General features: G+C 74.1%; 14 protein-coding genes. 5 read left to right on the top strand and 9 right to left on the bottom strand.

Annotated elements, in window-relative coordinates:
• Positions 1 to 127: 127 nt before the first annotated feature.
• Positions 128 to 1408: an MFS transporter gene (locus H9641_RS05030; RefSeq protein WP_191801603.1), complete on the top strand. Its 1281-nt coding sequence runs from the start codon at positions 128 to 130 to the stop codon at positions 1406 to 1408.
• Between the two features lie 34 nt (positions 1409 to 1442).
• Positions 1443 to 2282 carry an aldo/keto reductase gene (locus H9641_RS05025; protein ID WP_191801601.1) on the top strand — a complete coding sequence of 280 codons (840 nt, stop codon included), beginning with the start codon at positions 1443 to 1445 and terminating at the stop codon, positions 2280 to 2282.
• Positions 2283 to 2353: 71 nt separating this feature from the next.
• On the opposite strand, the gene H9641_RS05020 is transcribed toward H9641_RS05025, so the two are convergent.
• Positions 2354 to 3712: an MFS transporter gene (locus tag H9641_RS05020; RefSeq protein WP_191801599.1), complete on the bottom strand. Its 1359-nt coding sequence runs from the start codon at positions 3710 to 3712 to the stop codon at positions 2354 to 2356.
• 66 nt (positions 3713 to 3778) lie between these two features.
• Between H9641_RS05020 and H9641_RS05015 the strand changes: the two genes are divergently transcribed.
• On the top strand, positions 3779 to 4186 hold the full coding sequence (locus H9641_RS05015) for a MerR family transcriptional regulator (RefSeq protein WP_191801597.1): 408 nt from the start codon (positions 3779 to 3781) through the stop codon (positions 4184 to 4186).
• Positions 4187 to 4235: 49 nt separating this feature from the next.
• Here the strand turns inward: H9641_RS05015 and H9641_RS05010 are convergent, their stop codons facing one another.
• From H9641_RS05010 to H9641_RS20625, 3 genes are all read right to left on the bottom strand, one after another.
• The gene (locus tag H9641_RS05010; protein WP_191801595.1) at positions 4236 to 6290 is read right to left on the bottom strand and encodes a hypothetical protein; all 2055 of its coding nucleotides are present in this window, start codon (positions 6288 to 6290) and stop codon (positions 4236 to 4238) included.
• 275 nt (positions 6291 to 6565) lie between these two features.
• Positions 6566 to 6742: an FAD-dependent oxidoreductase gene (locus H9641_RS20885; RefSeq protein ID WP_191801593.1), complete on the bottom strand. Its 177-nt coding sequence runs from the start codon at positions 6740 to 6742 to the stop codon at positions 6566 to 6568.
• Positions 6739 to 8028 (bottom strand): NAD(P)/FAD-dependent oxidoreductase, encoded by a 1290-nt coding sequence (locus tag H9641_RS20625; protein ID WP_191801591.1) that lies wholly within the window; start codon positions 8026 to 8028, stop codon positions 6739 to 6741. The genes H9641_RS20885 and H9641_RS20625 overlap by 4 nt, the downstream gene beginning before the upstream one ends.
• A 190-nt stretch (positions 8029 to 8218) precedes the next feature.
• Here H9641_RS20625 and H9641_RS04995 point away from each other — a divergent pair, with 190 nt between their 5' ends.
• Positions 8219 to 8701, top strand: coding sequence for an Lrp/AsnC family transcriptional regulator (locus H9641_RS04995; RefSeq protein WP_191801589.1), 483 nt, complete (start codon positions 8219 to 8221; stop codon positions 8699 to 8701).
• On the opposite strand, the gene H9641_RS04990 is transcribed toward H9641_RS04995, so the two are convergent.
• From H9641_RS04990 to H9641_RS04975, 4 genes are all read right to left on the bottom strand, one after another.
• Entirely contained in the window at positions 8686 to 9294 is a 609-nt protein-coding gene (locus H9641_RS04990) for a TetR/AcrR family transcriptional regulator (protein ID WP_191801587.1), read from the bottom strand. The two genes, H9641_RS04995 and H9641_RS04990, sit on opposite strands and share 16 nt — an antisense overlap.
• A gap of 51 nt (positions 9295 to 9345) precedes the next feature.
• Positions 9346 to 10056 carry an ABC transporter ATP-binding protein gene (locus H9641_RS04985; RefSeq protein WP_191801585.1) on the bottom strand — a complete coding sequence of 237 codons (711 nt, stop codon included), beginning with the start codon at positions 10054 to 10056 and terminating at the stop codon, positions 9346 to 9348.
• Positions 10053 to 11192: an ABC transporter permease gene (locus H9641_RS04980; protein WP_191801583.1), complete on the bottom strand. Its 1140-nt coding sequence runs from the start codon at positions 11190 to 11192 to the stop codon at positions 10053 to 10055. The genes H9641_RS04985 and H9641_RS04980 overlap by 4 nt, the downstream gene beginning before the upstream one ends.
• Before the next feature lie 103 nt (positions 11193 to 11295).
• Complete coding sequence (locus H9641_RS04975; protein WP_191801581.1) at positions 11296 to 12297, bottom strand: NAD-dependent epimerase/dehydratase family protein; 1002 nt, start codon at positions 12295 to 12297, stop codon at positions 11296 to 11298.
• A gap of 141 nt (positions 12298 to 12438) precedes the next feature.
• Between H9641_RS04975 and H9641_RS04970 the strand changes: the two genes are divergently transcribed.
• Entirely contained in the window at positions 12439 to 13626 is a 1188-nt protein-coding gene (locus tag H9641_RS04970) for an SLC13 family permease (RefSeq protein WP_191801579.1), read from the top strand.
• Between the two features lie 20 nt (positions 13627 to 13646).
• Here H9641_RS04970 and H9641_RS04965 read toward each other — a convergent pair whose 3' ends face one another.
• Complete coding sequence (locus H9641_RS04965) at positions 13647 to 14012, bottom strand: hypothetical protein (RefSeq protein WP_191801577.1); 366 nt, start codon at positions 14010 to 14012, stop codon at positions 13647 to 13649.
• Positions 14013 to 14229 lie beyond the last annotated feature (217 nt).

The raw sequence follows: 14229 nt of genomic DNA, 5'->3' as shown, positions 1-14229 counted from the left end.
CAACTATACCGCTTGTGTGAACTACCGGCGCGTGCAACTATTTAGGAGGCGCCTGCAACTACTGCACGCGCCGGTTGTTGCACACACGCTGCGGCGCGCGGTGCCTGACACAGACAAGGAGCAGCGCATGCCGCTGGGTCTTCTCGCCCTCGCCGTCGGGGGCTTCGGGATCGGGCTCACCGAGTTCGTCATCATGGGACTCCTGCCGGAGGTCGCGGCAGAGTTCGGCGTGACCGAGGCCGTCGCCGGCTACCTCATCTCGGGCTACGCGCTCGCGGTCGCCGTCGGCGCGATCGGCCTCACGGCCGCCGTGATCCGTCTCGACCGCAAGACGGTCCTCGGCAGCCTCATGATCCTGTTCATCGCCGGGAACCTGGTCTCGGCCCTCGCCCCCACCTACGAGCTGCTGCTCGCCGGACGCATCCTCGCGGCGCTGTGCCACGGCGCCTTCTTCGGGATCGGCGCGGTCGTCGCGGCCGACATGGTCGCCCCCTCCAAGCGTGCGGGCGCCATCGCGATGATGTTCGCGGGCCTCACGACCGCCAACGTCCTGGGCGTGCCGTTCGGCACGTTCCTGGGCCAGCAGTACGGCTGGCGCTCCACGTTCTGGGCCATCACGGCCATCGGCGTCGTCGCGCTCGTCGGGATCCTGCTGCTCGTGCCGTCCACGCGCCGGGCGTCCGGCGCGCACGGCGCTGCGGCAGCCCGCACCTCCTCGACGCCCCCCGCGGAGGGCGACCCCGTCCTCCTGGCGGGAGCGACGCCGTCGGGCACCCCGTCCCTGCGGACCGAGCTCGCAGCCTTCCGCAACCCGCAGGTCTGGTGGTCCATCCTCGTGACCGTGCTCGGGTTCGGCGGCATGTTCGGTGCGTTCACCTACATCGCCTTCACGGTCACAGAGGTCGGTGGGTTCGCGACCACGAGCGTGCCCTGGCTGCTCGTGCTGTTCGGGGTGGGGCTGTTCGTCGGCAACTTCCTGGGCGGCAAGGCCGCGGACCGGTACCTGACCACGAGCCTCCTCGTGATCCTCGCCGTGCTGACCGTGATCCTCGCGGTCTTCGCGCTCACCGCGACGAGCCAGGTCATGACCCTGGTGTCGCTGTTCCTCATGGGGGCGTTCGGGTTCGCGACCGTCCCCGGCCTCCAGATGCGCATCATGGGCCACGCGCAGGCCGCCCCGACCATGGCGTCCGGCGCCAACATCGCCGCGTTCAACGTGGGCAACGCGCTGGGCGCGTGGATCGGCGGCCTGGCCATCGCGGCCGGGCTCGGCTTCACCTCGCCCCTGTGGGCGGGCGCTGCGCTCACGCTGCTCGCGGTCGTGGCGCTGGGCGTCGCGACGCTCCAGGAGCGGCGCACGGCCGTGACGCCCGCCCCGGCCCCGCTCACCACCGTCCCCGCGGCCTGACCCGCTGCCCCACCACCACCCCTCAGGAGAAACCATGACCAGCACCACCACCGTCCCCGCGGTCGCACTGCGCGGCGGGACGAGCATCCCGCAGCTCGGCTTCGGCGTCTTCCAGGTGCCCGACGGCGAGACCGCCCAGGCCGTCTCGCTCGCCCTGGACGCGGGCTACCGCAGCATCGACACCGCCGCGGTCTACGGCAACGAGGCGGGCGTCGGCGCGGGCATCGCGGCGTCGGGCCTGCCCCGTGACGAGGTCTTCGTGACGAGCAAGCTGTGGATCGACTCGCTGTCGCGCGAGGCCGTGCGCCCCGCGTACGAGAAGAGCCTCGAGCTGCTCGGGCTCGACCGTCTCGACCTGTACCTGATCCACTGGCCCGCGCCGGGCCTGGGCCGGTACGTCGAGGCGTGGGAGGGGCTCGTCGCGCTGCAAGAGGCCGGGCTCGTCGGCGAGATCGGGGTCTCGAACTTCCAGCCCGCGCACCTCGACGCGATCATCGCGGCCACGGGTGTGACACCGGCCGTGAACCAGGTCGAGCTGCACCCGGCGTTCGCGCAGCGCGCCCTGCGCGAGCGCCACCGCGAGCTCGGGATCGTGACCGAGGCGTGGAGCCCGCTGGGCCAGGGCACGGTGCTGGGCGACCCGGTCCTGGGGGCGATCGCCGACGCGCACGGCGTGACGCCCGCGCAGGTCGTGCTCCGCTGGCACCTGCAGGCCGGGACCGTCGCGATCCCCAAGTCGGTCACGCCCGAGCGCATCGCGGCGAACCTCGACGTGCTGGGCTTCGAGCTGCCGGCCGAGCAGGTCGCGGCGATCGACGGGCTCGACCGGACCGACGGCCGGATCGGGCCGGACCCGGACGCGTTCAACGGCTGAGCTGCTGCTGCCGCCCGCGCCGCCGAGAAGTGAGTAGATGCCCCTGATCCGCGCGGATCAGGGGCATCTACTCACTTCTCGGCAGGCCGCACAGGGCCCGTTCCACCCGGGAACGCGTGCCGCCGCGCCCCCAGCACGATCCCCACGACCGGCACCGCGAGCGCGAGCGTCGCCCACGGCAGCGCACCGGACCCGCCCGCACCCAGCACCACGCCGCCCACGATCCCGCCCAGCGCGAGCGCCCCGTTCCACGAGGTGACGAACGCGGACTGCGCCACGTCCGCGGCAGGACCTGCGGCTCGCGCGAGCGCGGTCTGGAACAGGGTCCCGCTGCCGCCGAACGCGAAGCCCAGCGCGGCGACCGCGGCGTAGACCGCGACGGGGGAGTCCGCCGCGACCGCGAGAGTCAGGCCCGCGACCCCCAGGAGGGTCGCGGCGAGGACCGTCATGACGCGCAGGTGCGTGTCGATCAGGGCGCCGATCACGACGAGGCTCGCGAACGACGTCGCGCCGAGCACCGCGAGCAGCACCCCGGTCTGCGCGCCGAGCCCGACGTCCTCGAGGAACACCGCGACGTAGGTCGAGAACACGTTGTAGGCCAGGACCGTCAGGCCCGTCACGACCACGACCGGCGCGACGCCGGGCAGCCGCAGCGCCCGCCCGATCGGCACCTGCGTCCCGCGCGGCTCGCCCGGGAAGTCCCGCACGCCCCAGCGCACCCACGCCGCCAGCCCGAGGCTGAGGATCGTCATGGCGCCGAACGCCCAGCGCCACCCGACGGTCGCGCCCAGCGCGGTCCCGGCCGGGACGCCGAGGGCCAGCGCGAGCGGCGCCCCGCCCATCGCGATCGCGAGCGCCCGCCCCGCCTGCTCCGGCGCGGCGAGGCGCCGTGCGTACCCGGCGAGCAGGGCCCAGGTCAGCCCGGCGACGAGCCCGGCCGCGAAGCGCGCGCCGAGCGTCAGCGCATAGCTCGACGACACGGCCGTGACGGTGTTCGCGACCACGGGCCCGGCGATCGTCGTGAGCAGCAGGCGGCGCCGGGGCCAGCGGGCCGTGGCCCGGCTGAGCGGGATCGCGGCGACGATCGCCCCGATCGCGAAGACCGTGACGGTCTGCCCGGCGGCGCTCGCGGACACGCCGAGGTCGGCGCCCAGCGCGGGCAGCACGCCCGCGGGCAGCACCTCGGTGAGGAGCGTGACGAACCCGGTCGCGGCCAGGGCGAGCAGGGGCAGCAGGGGGAAGCGAGTGCCCGACGGCGGAGCGTCCGCGGGCGCGTCGGTCCGGTCGGGGAGCGTGGTCGTCCGGGGCGCAGGGGGCGCTGCGGACGTCGGGGGACCCGCCGGCGTGGCGAGCGCACCGGGCGAGACGGACGCGGTGGACGTCGGGGGAGCGTCGGTCGACGACTCGGTCGGAGTGGTGCACGTGGTCATAGGGTTAGCATGAATGTCTGACATGGGTGTGAAGGTCAAGCCCGACCCGCGAGAGGGGTGCATCACATGCGCATCGGCGAGCTGTCCCGCCGCACCGGCACGGCCACACGCCTGCTGCGGTACTACGAGGAGCAGGGGCTCCTGACCCCGCAGCGCGAGGAGAACGGCTACCGCGAGTACGGCGAGCACCTCGTCGACCGGGTGCTCCAGATCCGGGGCCTGCTGGAGGTGGGCTTCCCGACGCGGATCATCGCCGAGCTGCTGCCCTGCCTCAACCAGCCCCGTGAGATCCACCTGCAGAACGCCTTCCCGGACAAGATCGCGCTGCTCGAGACCGAGCTGGCCCGGATGACCGAGCGCATCGACACCCTCACGAGGAACCGCGACGCGATCGCGGACTACCTCGAGGCCATCAGGGTCGATGCGGCGCCGGCGGACGTGGTGCGAGGGCCGGCCGCCCTCGCCGAGAAGTGAGCAGCTGCCCCTGATCCGGCCGGTTCAGGGGCATCAGCTCACTTCTCGCTCACGCCTCCGTCGTCGGACCGCTCGGCGCCGGTCGCGGTCCGGCGGTGGCCCGTTCAGGTGGGACGGGCACGAGGTGCGCGAAGAACGGGTCGCGTCGAGCGGCCGAGACGTAGTGCCCGGGCTGCTTGGCGAAGGCGCGGTCCAACCACGACTGCACGCGCGCGACGGCGGCCTGCCTGGTCGGCGCCCCCGGGTCGGGCGGCACCACGGCTGCCGCGACACAGGCGATGCCGTAGTCGACCCAGCCCGGGAGGACGTCCGGGTAGGCGGCCCCCCAGTCGGGCTCGATCGTCGTGAGCTGGTGCGAGGCGTCGGACAGGAACCCGGCCGGACCAGGGTCGAGATGCCCTCGGCGCATGAGCTCCGCGTGGCGCTCGACGTTGTGCGCGGTCCGTCGGATAGCGTCCCACCGCGCCCGCCGCGGAGTGCTCTCGCGCAGGTCGACGGCCGCCTTCCTCGTGGACTCCAACGCCGCTGCCAGGTCGTGCCGCATCTCGCCCGTACCACCAGCGGCCGACCAGTTGAGGCTGCTGATCGCCCGGTTGTAGCAGGCTCGCATGATGGTCGCGCGGCACCGGACCGCCTCCCTCAGCCACCGGTCGCGTGCGGCCGGGAGGACGTGCGGGGCATAGCCGAAGAGCTCGTCGAGCCGTGCCGACGCTGCCTGCTCGACGCCGTGGAGCGCCTCGAGTCGCACCTGCCAGTCCTGCGGGGCGGCGGCCGGATCGTCGCCCTCCCTCCGGAGGTCGAGGACCGCGAGGTTGAGCCGGGCCGCGAGCATCTGGGGATCTGCGGCGCGCGCCCGGAGCAGAGCCTGGCGGGCCGCCCCCTTGTCGCCGGCGGCGAGGAGCGCGGCGGAGTCGGCGAAACGGAGGACCGCGACCTCGGACCTCGTCCCGAGCACGGCGACCCGGTGGCGCTTCACGGTGGTCTGGAACGCGATCCAGACGGCGGCCTGAGGCAGCAGGCCGAGGTACGTCGCCCGCTCGACGGGGGCGGTGTCGTCCAGGGGGCGGAGCGTCCGGGTCTCGAGGAGCCTGCCGGACCGCTTCCTGATCGACACCGTCACACCGACCTTCCCGCCCTCGTCGTGCAGGAGGGCCGAGACGTGCCGCACGCGCAGACGTCGGAACCACGTCCAGAACTCCACGACGGCCTTGAAGCCCGACGGCATCCCGTCGATGTCGGGGAGCGTGAGGTCGGTGTCCGGGCCCGTCGAGATCCGCATGGCAGGTGTCGACTCGGCAAGGTCGTCGAGCCGGCGCGGGAGCATCTCGGCCCATGCCTGGGCGACGTCGTCGGCCTTCCCCGCGGTCACTGCCTGGGTCGCGGGGTCGATCCGGTAGGGCGGGCGACGGACCCACGTCCACAGCACGAGGTAGATCAGTGCGAGCCCTGCAAGGCACCAGGCCACGACCGTGAGCCACGTCCTGCCGTCCTCGTCCCACCAGTCCACGACGGTCTCCGGAGGGCTCGGGGCCAGCAGGTCCTGCAGGGCCTGGTCGAGCTTCTTCGGGTCCACCTTGCCCTCCTCGACCGCCGTGAGGAGCAGCTCACGGGCCTCGGCGCGGTGGCCCAGGTCGACGAGCCGGGCGGCGGCCACTGCGGCCTCGGCCGGTGGGGCCTCGGAGCCCGGGTCCGACGTCAGTCCGTCGAACGCTGCAGTCAGCCCCAGGTCGAGCGCGAGCGCCTGGGCGTAGGAGGTGTCGGCCGCGCTGCGGAGCTCGGCTGCCGCCTCGGTGTCGGTGGCGACGCGGCCGGCCTCTGTGTCCAGCCCCTGTGCCCGACGCAGGAGCACCGCGGCCTCGGCGACCGACCCCTCGGCCTCGGCCAGGACCGTGGCGTCGCAGGCAGTCTCACCTGCGGCCTCGACCTGGGCCGCGGCGACGAGCGCTGCGCTCGGACGATGGGAGGTCGCCAGCTCGATCACCTCCTGGCACGAGGGCGGCGGCGACTCGTCGACGGCTGTCTGGGCGCTCGCGCCGAGCGGGAGCAAGGTGCTGAGGGCGAGGGCGAGGGCGGAGAAGAGCGGAAGAGCTGATCGAGCGCGCATGTCGGCCACCTCGTCGTGGTTGCGCCGAGCCGTCGCCCGGCGGACCTGCTGGCCCTGCCCCTGAGAGGAGAGAGGTCGGCCGGACCATGGACGTGGCAGGACGCAGGCGCGCGAGCGGGTGAAATTAGCCGGCGCTCTCGCCGAGAAGTGAGTAGATGCCCCAGATCCGGGCGATCCAGGGGCATCTACTCACTTCTCGGTGGCCGGGTGGCCGGGTGGCCGGGTGGCCCGGTTACCGGGTGGCCCCCCGGCCGGACGTCCACGCCCACGCCACCTCACCGCAGCGGGTCGAACGCCCTGATCTCCTGCGGCACCGTCCCCGTCACGATCTGCTCGGCGAGCAGCTTCCCGGTCGCGGGGCCGAGCACGATGCCCCACATCCCGTGCCCGCCCGCGACGTACACGCCGGGCGCCCGGGTCGCCCCGACCAGCGGCAGCCCGTCGGGGGTCACGGGCCGGGACCCGACCCACTCGCCCGGTCGTCGAGGTCGACTCCCTGGAACAGGTCGCGCACCGACGCGAGGATCGCCTCGATGCGCCGTGGCTGGAACGGCTCGTCCGGACCGCGGAACTCCATGGTCCCCGCGATGCGGAACCGCCCCTGGTACGGCGTGCACGCCACGCGGCGGGACGGCAGGTAGATGGGTTGCTCGACGGGCAGGTCGGTCTTGACCGTGAACGAGTAGCCGCGCCCGGCCTGGACGAGCGTGCGCACGCCGAGCGGTCGCGCGAGCCCGGGCAGCCAGGCACCGGTCGCGAGGACCGCGACGTCGGCGGCCACGGGGTCCTGCCCGTCCACGAGCACCTGCACGCCACGCCCCTCCTGGGCGCGCAGCCCGATGACGGTCGCACCGGTCACGATGCGCCCGCCGCGCGCACGGACCGCGTCGCCCAGCGCGCCGACGAACGGCCCGGGCTCGATGAACCGCTGGCCCTCGAGGGCGTAGACCGCGCGCACGCGGTCGGTGAGCTGCGCAGGACGTCCGACGGCGCCGCTCGCTCCGGGTGCTCGGCTCGCGTCCGGGGACGTCGAGGCGGAGGCGTGCTCGACGGCGCCGCTCGCCCCAGGTTCTCGGCCCCCGCCTGGCCGTGTCGCGGGGGTGGCGTGCCCGACGGCATCGCCCGCGCCGGTGCCCAGACCCGCGTCCGGGTGCGACGGACCGGAGCGGTGAGCTGCGCCGTCGGGCTGGTCGATGCGTCGCAGCGGGACCACCTGCCCGGCAGCCTCGACCTGGGCGATCTCGTGGAGGAACGGCGCGGCCTGCCTCTCGTCCTCGAACCCGATGACGAACGGCCCGGGGGTCGAGCGCGCGGCGACGCCGTGCGCGCTGAGCTCGTCGAACGCGTCGAGCGCGAGCCGGTCGATCGGGGTGAGTGCCGCCATGGCGCGGTCCCACGCGCGCCTGTTCGCGTGCGCCGCGAACCGGGCGAGGAACGACCACAGGCGCGGGTCGAGCCGTGCCGGGACGTGCAGGGGCGCTGCCGGGTCGAGCAGCGCCTTGGGGGCGTAGGTCCACAGCGTGGGGTCGGCGAGCGGCATGGCCATGCCGGGCGTGAGCCAGCCGGCGTTGCCCCACGACGAGCCTGCGGCGACGCCCTCGCGGTCGAGGACCGTGACCTCGACACCGCGCTCCTGCAGGTGCCAGGCGGTCGCGAGACCCACCATGCCTGCCCCGACGACGACTGCCGTGCGGGGAGCGCGTGAACCGGTGGGGGTGGTGCGAGACGGGGTGGCCATCGGGGCTCCTTTGCCCTGGGACGAATTCGACCCGGCCTCGAGGATGCTGAGGCCGGGTCGTGGGAGACGGGTTGCGCCTCACCTCCAATGTTGGAGGGATCTTCGGTAGGGTTCAAGGCGAGCAGCCTGATCTTCGGCAATTGGCCCGCTCCACGAACATCCTTCTGCCGAGCAGGACGAAAGGGCGAGCATGCCGAACGACGTTCGGGCCGGGGCGGCCCACGTCCAGGCCGTGGTCCTCGACGAGACCGACCGCCGCATCCTCGCGCTCCTCGAGGCCGACGCGCGGGCCACGAACAAGGCCGTCGCGGACGCCGTGGGGATCGCGCCGTCGACGTGCCACACGCGCATCCGCTCGCTCCAGGAGCGCGGGGTCATCCAGGGGTTCCGCACCGAGGTGGACCCCGCGGCCATGGGGCGCAGCCTCCAGGCGCTCATCGCGATCCGCCTGCACTCGCACGCCCGCTCGGGGCTCACGGCGTTCCGCGACTACCTCGCGGGCCTGCCGAACGTCGAGGGCATCTACTTCGTGACGGGGGACCGCGACTTCATGGTGCACGTCGCGGTGCGGGACTCGGCCGCGCTGCGCGACCTGGTCGCGAGCACGCTGAGCGTGCGCCCCGAGGTCGCGGGCACGAGCACGACGCTGATCTTCGACTACCTCAAGCCCTGAGCGTCGCCTCGTTCGTCGGCCAGACGGTCGAGGAACGGTGCGACGAGCTCCTCGACGCTGCTCCACACGTCGTCGAGGGGGGTGCCGAACTCGATCATGCGTGAGGCGGAGTTCACCACCGCGTTGACCAGCTCGGCCGAGCGGGCGGCGTCCCGGGCCCCGAGCGCCTGCAGCGCGTCACCCAGCGGCCGCACGAGCTCGTCGTGCATGGCGCGAGAACCTTCCATCACGGCGTTCGTCGGACCGATGGTCGCGAGGGCCGTCGCGAGGGCGTGCTCGCCCTGGGCGACGAGCTCGAGGTTCGCGCGGACGTAGGCGACGACGCGGTCGCGGTCGTCGGGAGCCGCGTCCATGGCTCGTGCGACCGTGGCGGACCACCGGGGGAAGACGTCCTCGACCATGGCGAGCAGCAGGTCGTCCGCCGACCGGAAGTACTGGTACAGGCTGGGGCGGGCCAGACCCGCACGTTCGGCGAGCGCCGCGAACGTCGGCGGTCGGCCCGTCTCGGCGAGGAGCGACCGGGCGGCATCGAGGAGCACGCGCATCTGCGCCGCACGGTGCTCGGCGACGGTCGGGGCGCTGATGCGGGGCACGGCTCTCCTCACGGTGGCTTCCCTGCCCCGCCCGGGGCAGGGAAGCGTGGATCAAGCGCTCAGTCTCCCATCCTCCATGTGGACGACGCGGTCGCAGTGCTCGAGCACGTCGTGGTCGTGGGTCACCATGACGGTCGCGACGCCGTGCTCGTGGGTCTCTGCTGCGAGCAGCCGGACCACCTCGTGGCTGCGCGCACGGTCGAGGGCCGCCGTGGGCTCGTCGACGAGGAGCAGCGCGGGCGCGGTGACCAGGGCGCGGGCGATCCCCACGCGCTGTCGCTCTCCGCCGGACAGCTCGTGCGGTCGTCGGCCGGCCTTGTGCCCCATGCCCACCTGCTCGAGCAGGGTCTGGGGGTCGCGCCCCCGGTCCTTCCCGCCCGAGACGTGGAGCGCGAACCGGAGCTGGTCGAGCGCGGTCAGCGCGGGCAGGAGATTGCCGGACTGGAACACGAAGCCGATCCGCTCGCGTCGTAGCGCGGCCTGGCCGGACGAGGGCAGGGCCGAGATGTCGGCGCCGTCGATGCGGACCGTCCCCGAGGTCGGCCGGGTCAGTGCCCCGGCGACCGCGAGGAGGCTCGACTTGCCGGCCCCCGAGGGGCCGAGCACGGCGAGCAGCTCGCCCGGTGCGACGGTGAGGTGCACGTGGTCGAGGGCCGTGACGGTCGAGTCGCCGTCGCCGAGCGTGAGGGAGACGTCGTCGAGCACGAGCCCGGCGCCGGTCGGCGCGGACGTGTCTGCGATCTGCTGGGTGGGGTGCGTCATCGTTGGCCTCCGAGAGCCGTCAGGGGATCGACGTGGGCGATGCGACCGACCGAGGCGGCGGCGCCCGCGAGACCCAGACCGACGAGCAGCACCGCGGCGAGCGCGAGGGGCCCGGCCTCGAGGGCGAACGGCATGGGGGTCGAGGTGAGCAGCGCGCCGAAGCCCACGCCCGCGACCATGCCCACCGCGGTGGACACCACGAGGAGCACCGCCGCCTGGCCGAGGGCGTCGCGCACGAGGTACGACGTCGAGGCGCCCATGGCGCGGGCCACGGCGATCTCGTGCTTGCGCTGGATGGTCCAGACCGTGAAGAACGCACCGACGACGAGGGCCGAGATCGCGTAGAGGAAGACCTGGATGAGGTTGAGCGTGAGCGTCTCGGCCGCGTAGCCCGGCGATCCGTCGAAGGACTCGGTGAGCGAGACGGCCGTGGTGCCCGCGGCGGCGTCGCCGCCCGCGAGGTCGATCTCGGTGCCGTCGGCGGGGGCGAGCGCGACGGCGGTCGCCTCGTCGTACGCCTCGGGACGCACCTCGGCGGCGTCGGTCGCGCCGGCGTGGATCTCCTGCCAGGTCGTCAGCGGTACGTAGGCGACGTCGACGTGCCCGAACGTGTGCTGCCCGTCGAGCACGCCGACGATCGTGAGCTCGGTGCCCAGCCGTTCGATCGTCACGGTGTCCCCGATGCCGAGGCCCAGGTCGGCCACCGTCTCGCTGACGACGATCCCGTGCGGGTCCCCGAGGATCTCCCCGGTGGCCACGTCGGCCGTGGACGGCGCGACGAACGACCCCGGCTCGACGCCGAAGAGGGCCAGGTCGACGGCCTCGCCGCCGGGACCCTCGGCGTTGACGAGCTGGTTGCCGAACAGTGCTGCGTCGGCGACGTCGTCGCGGGCGGCCCAGTGCTCGGCCTGCTCGCGGTCGACCGTGCTGCGGGAGAACGCGGAGTCGACGGAGGTGTCCGCGCCGAATGCGAAGGCCGCGACGGGCAGCTTCTTGAGGCCGGACACGCCGTCGTTGACGAGTCCCGAGGACAGGCCCGACAGGAGGACGACGAGCACGGACACGAGCGCGACGACACCCCCCATCAGGGCGAATCGTGAGCGCGCGAACGACAGCTCGCGCCACGCGAGAAACATGGTGCTCCTTCCGGGCCGGCACGGGTTGCCGACGCCTTGTCGGTAAGGATACCAACGTCGCGTCGGCAACTTGTGCCGTCCCGGGCCTCTCGCCCCGGGGCCGTCAGAGCGCGAGCGCCCGCGCCTCCTTGTCCGGGTCGAGCCCCACCCGGGGGCGGTCCGCGCGCTGGGGGGCTCCGCCGTCGGGCTGGGACTGCAACCATGCCCACGTGTCCGCGACCGTCTCCTCGACGGGCCGGTTGCGCAGGCCAGCCGCGACCGCGCGGGACACGTCGCCGCGGTGCAGCGTGTCGTGCAGCTCGCCCGGGGGGAGCCAGACGGGCAGCTCGGTCCAGGGCGCGATGCCCGCGGCCTCGATCACGTCGGGAGCGGTCCAGCGCAGCTCGGCGTCCGAGCCGGTCGCAGCCACGCACGCGTCGAGCAGCTCGCCCATGGTCGCGTGCCCGCTGGGGCTCACGACGTTGAACGGCCCGCTCAGGCCCTGCTCGGTCGCGTCGAGCACGAACGCCGCCAGGTCGCGCGCGTCCACGTACTGCAGGGGCAGCTCGCGCGGCCCGGGAGCGAGCACGGGTCCGCCGCGCGCGACGCGCTGCAACCACCACGGCAGGCGCCCGACGTTCTCCCACGGCCCCAGGATCAGGCCCGCCCGCGCGAGGATCGCGCGGTGCCCGAACGACTCCTCGACGGCCAGCTCGCCGCCGCGCTTGGCGCGCGCGTAGTCGACGTCGGCGCCGTCGTCGGGCGAGGCCTCCACGACGGGGGCGTCCTCGGCGAGGCCCGCGCCCGTCGGGTACGTGTAGACCGACCGGCTCGACACGTACACGTACCGGCCCACGCGGTCGTCGAGCAGGCGCGCAGCGTCGCGCACCGCGCTCGGCGCCCACGACCACGTGTCGACCGCGACGTCCCACTCGCCCGCGGCCAGGGCGTCCAGGCCCCCGACGGCGGAGCGGTCGCCGCGCAGGTCCCGCACCCCGGGCGGGGCGTCGCGCGTGCCCCGGTGGAACAGGGTCACGTCCCAGCCGCGGGCCAGGGCGTCGTCGACGACCGCCCGACCCACGAACTCCGTCCCGCCCAGCACCAGCAACCGCGTCCCGTCCGTCATACCCCGACTCTGCCCGCTGCGAGGCGGGTGCGAAAGCCCGCGACGCCCGTGGCAGACGGCGCGGCGCGTGCGATAGTGACCCAGCCGCTCGTCGGGTAGCGGTGCGCGGGACGAGACGGGGCGCCGGGAGGGAAGAGTCGGATGGCCGGTCGTCGGGTGAAGGTGCCGCTGTGGTCGGTCGCGGTCGTGCTGGCCGGGATCGTCGTCGCGGTCGGGTGGCTCCTGCTCGACGCGGCCGGGGAGCTGGCCGAGCGGGTCGGGCCGATCCTGCTGTTCCTCGTGGCGATCACCGTCGTCGCCGAGATGTGCGCGGCCGCAGGCCTGTTCGACGCCGCAGCCTCCTGGGCGGTCCGGCTCGCCCGCGGGAGCCGGCTGCGCCTGTGGGGCCTCGTGGTCCTGCTCGCGTGCGTGTGCACGATCGTGCTCTCGCTCGACACCACGGCCGTGCTCGTCACGCCCGTGGTCCTGACCCTCGCACGACGGACGGGGAGCAGGCCTCTGCCCTTCGCGCTCACGGTCCTCGCGCTCGCCAACACCGCGTCGCTGCTGCTGCCCGTCTCCAACCTGACGAACCTGCTCGCGGCCCACCGCTTCGCGAGGCTCGAGCCCGGGACCTCGTACACCGCGACCATGTGGCTGCCCGCCCTGGTCGTGATCGCCGTGACGGTCCTCTACCTGTTCGTGGCCCACCACCGGGACCTGCGCGGGACGTTCGACGCGGCGGCGCCCGCCACGGAGCGGGACCCCGTGCTCCTGCCGCTGGCCGCGCTGGTGACGGTCGCGCTCGGGGTGTGCTTCGCCGTCGGGCTGCCCGTGGCGCTCGTCGCGCTGGCCGGGGCCGTGCTGCTGCTGGCCGTGACGCTCGCTCGACGGCGCGACCTCGTGGCCCCCGTCGGAGAGCTCGTGCCGTGGCGGACCGTGCTGGTCGTCGCGTCGCTCTTCGTGGCGGTCGAGGCGTGGCAGGTCCACGGCCTCGGCGACCTGCTCGCCCGGTTCGCGGGGACCGGGAACAGGACCGGGGACCTGCTCCAGGTCGCCGGAGCGGGCGCCGTCGCGGCCAACGCGGTCAACAACCTGCCCGCCTACCTCGCGCTCGAGCCCGCGGCCGCGGGCGACCCCGCGCGGCTCGCGGCGCTCCTCGTCGGGGTGAACGCCGGCCCATTGATCACGCCGTGGGCCTCGGTCGCGACCGTGCTCTGGTGGGTCCAGTGCTCACGCCACTGGATGGGCTTCCGCGAGGTCGGCTGGTGGCCGCTCGTGCGCCAGGGACTGGTCCTCGCGCCCCTGGCCGTGGTCACCGGGGCGCTCGCGGTCGCGGCGGTCGCGTAGGCCCACCCGCGGGCGAGCCCTCAGGCCCGCACGCCGATCCACAGCGTCCCGTGCTCGAGCCCGACGCTGCGGTGCTCGACGAACCCGATCGCCCGCATCCCCTCGACGCGCGCCGGGTCGACGATCGCCGTGAACAAGGGCCCGTCCACGGGGAGCCCGTCGAGGGAGTGCTGGGCGCTCGCGGGCGCGTCGACGAGGCGGCGCAGCGTGTCCGTCCGGTCCGCGCCCTCGACGTCGGGGGCCACGGCCGCCGCGACGAGGACGAGGCGCGGGCGCACGGCGTCGAGCGCGTCGGCGATCGCGGACTGCGCGACGCCCAGCGCCTGGCGGGTCGCGGCACGGACCGGCTCGTCGTCGGCCGGCTCGTCGAGCGGGTCGACGCCCACCTCGCGGACCAGGACCTCGCGGAGCTCGTCCTCGAAGGCGGGGACCTCGGGGGGGCAGCCACACGGTCGCGGCCCGGAGGCCGTCGGTGTCCTCGGCGACCCAGATCTCGCCCTGCTCGAGGATCCCGTGGCTCAGGACCAGGCGCGTCGCGGACGAGAGCTGCTCGGGGTCGACGGGAGCGTCGGGACGGCCGTCGCCGTCGAGGTCGACCACGGG

The sequence above is a fragment of the Oerskovia merdavium genome, from assembly GCF_014836755.1.
GTDB lineage: Bacteria > Actinomycetota > Actinomycetes > Actinomycetales > Cellulomonadaceae > Oerskovia > Oerskovia merdavium.
The sequence above is the reverse complement of the archived record's forward strand: the minus strand, read 5'-3'. Positions and strand labels throughout refer to the sequence as shown.

Bases quoted from the DNA above. Each gene is read 5' to 3' on its own strand.
- H9641_RS05030 (WP_191801603.1), top strand. From the start codon at position 128: ATGCCGCTGGGTCTTCTCGCCCTCGCCGTCGGGGGCTTCGGGATCGGG.
- H9641_RS05025 (WP_191801601.1), top strand. From the start codon at position 1,443: ATGACCAGCACCACCACCGTCCCCGCGGTCGCACTGCGCGGCGGGACG.
- H9641_RS05020 (WP_191801599.1), bottom strand. From the start codon at position 3,712: ATGACCACGTGCACCACTCCGACCGAGTCGTCGACCGACGCTCCCCCG.
- H9641_RS05015 (WP_191801597.1), top strand. From the start codon at position 3,779: ATGCGCATCGGCGAGCTGTCCCGCCGCACCGGCACGGCCACACGCCTG.
- H9641_RS05010 (WP_191801595.1), bottom strand. From the start codon at position 6,290: ATGCGCGCTCGATCAGCTCTTCCGCTCTTCTCCGCCCTCGCCCTCGCC.
- H9641_RS20625 (WP_191801591.1), bottom strand. From the start codon at position 8,028: ATGGCCACCCCGTCTCGCACCACCCCCACCGGTTCACGCGCTCCCCGC.
- H9641_RS04995 (WP_191801589.1), top strand. From the start codon at position 8,219: ATGCCGAACGACGTTCGGGCCGGGGCGGCCCACGTCCAGGCCGTGGTC.
- H9641_RS04985 (WP_191801585.1), bottom strand. From the start codon at position 10,056: ATGACGCACCCCACCCAGCAGATCGCAGACACGTCCGCGCCGACCGGC.
- H9641_RS04980 (WP_191801583.1), bottom strand. From the start codon at position 11,192: ATGTTTCTCGCGTGGCGCGAGCTGTCGTTCGCGCGCTCACGATTCGCC.
- H9641_RS04975 (WP_191801581.1), bottom strand. From the start codon at position 12,297: ATGACGGACGGGACGCGGTTGCTGGTGCTGGGCGGGACGGAGTTCGTG.
- H9641_RS04970 (WP_191801579.1), top strand. From the start codon at position 12,439: ATGGCCGGTCGTCGGGTGAAGGTGCCGCTGTGGTCGGTCGCGGTCGTG.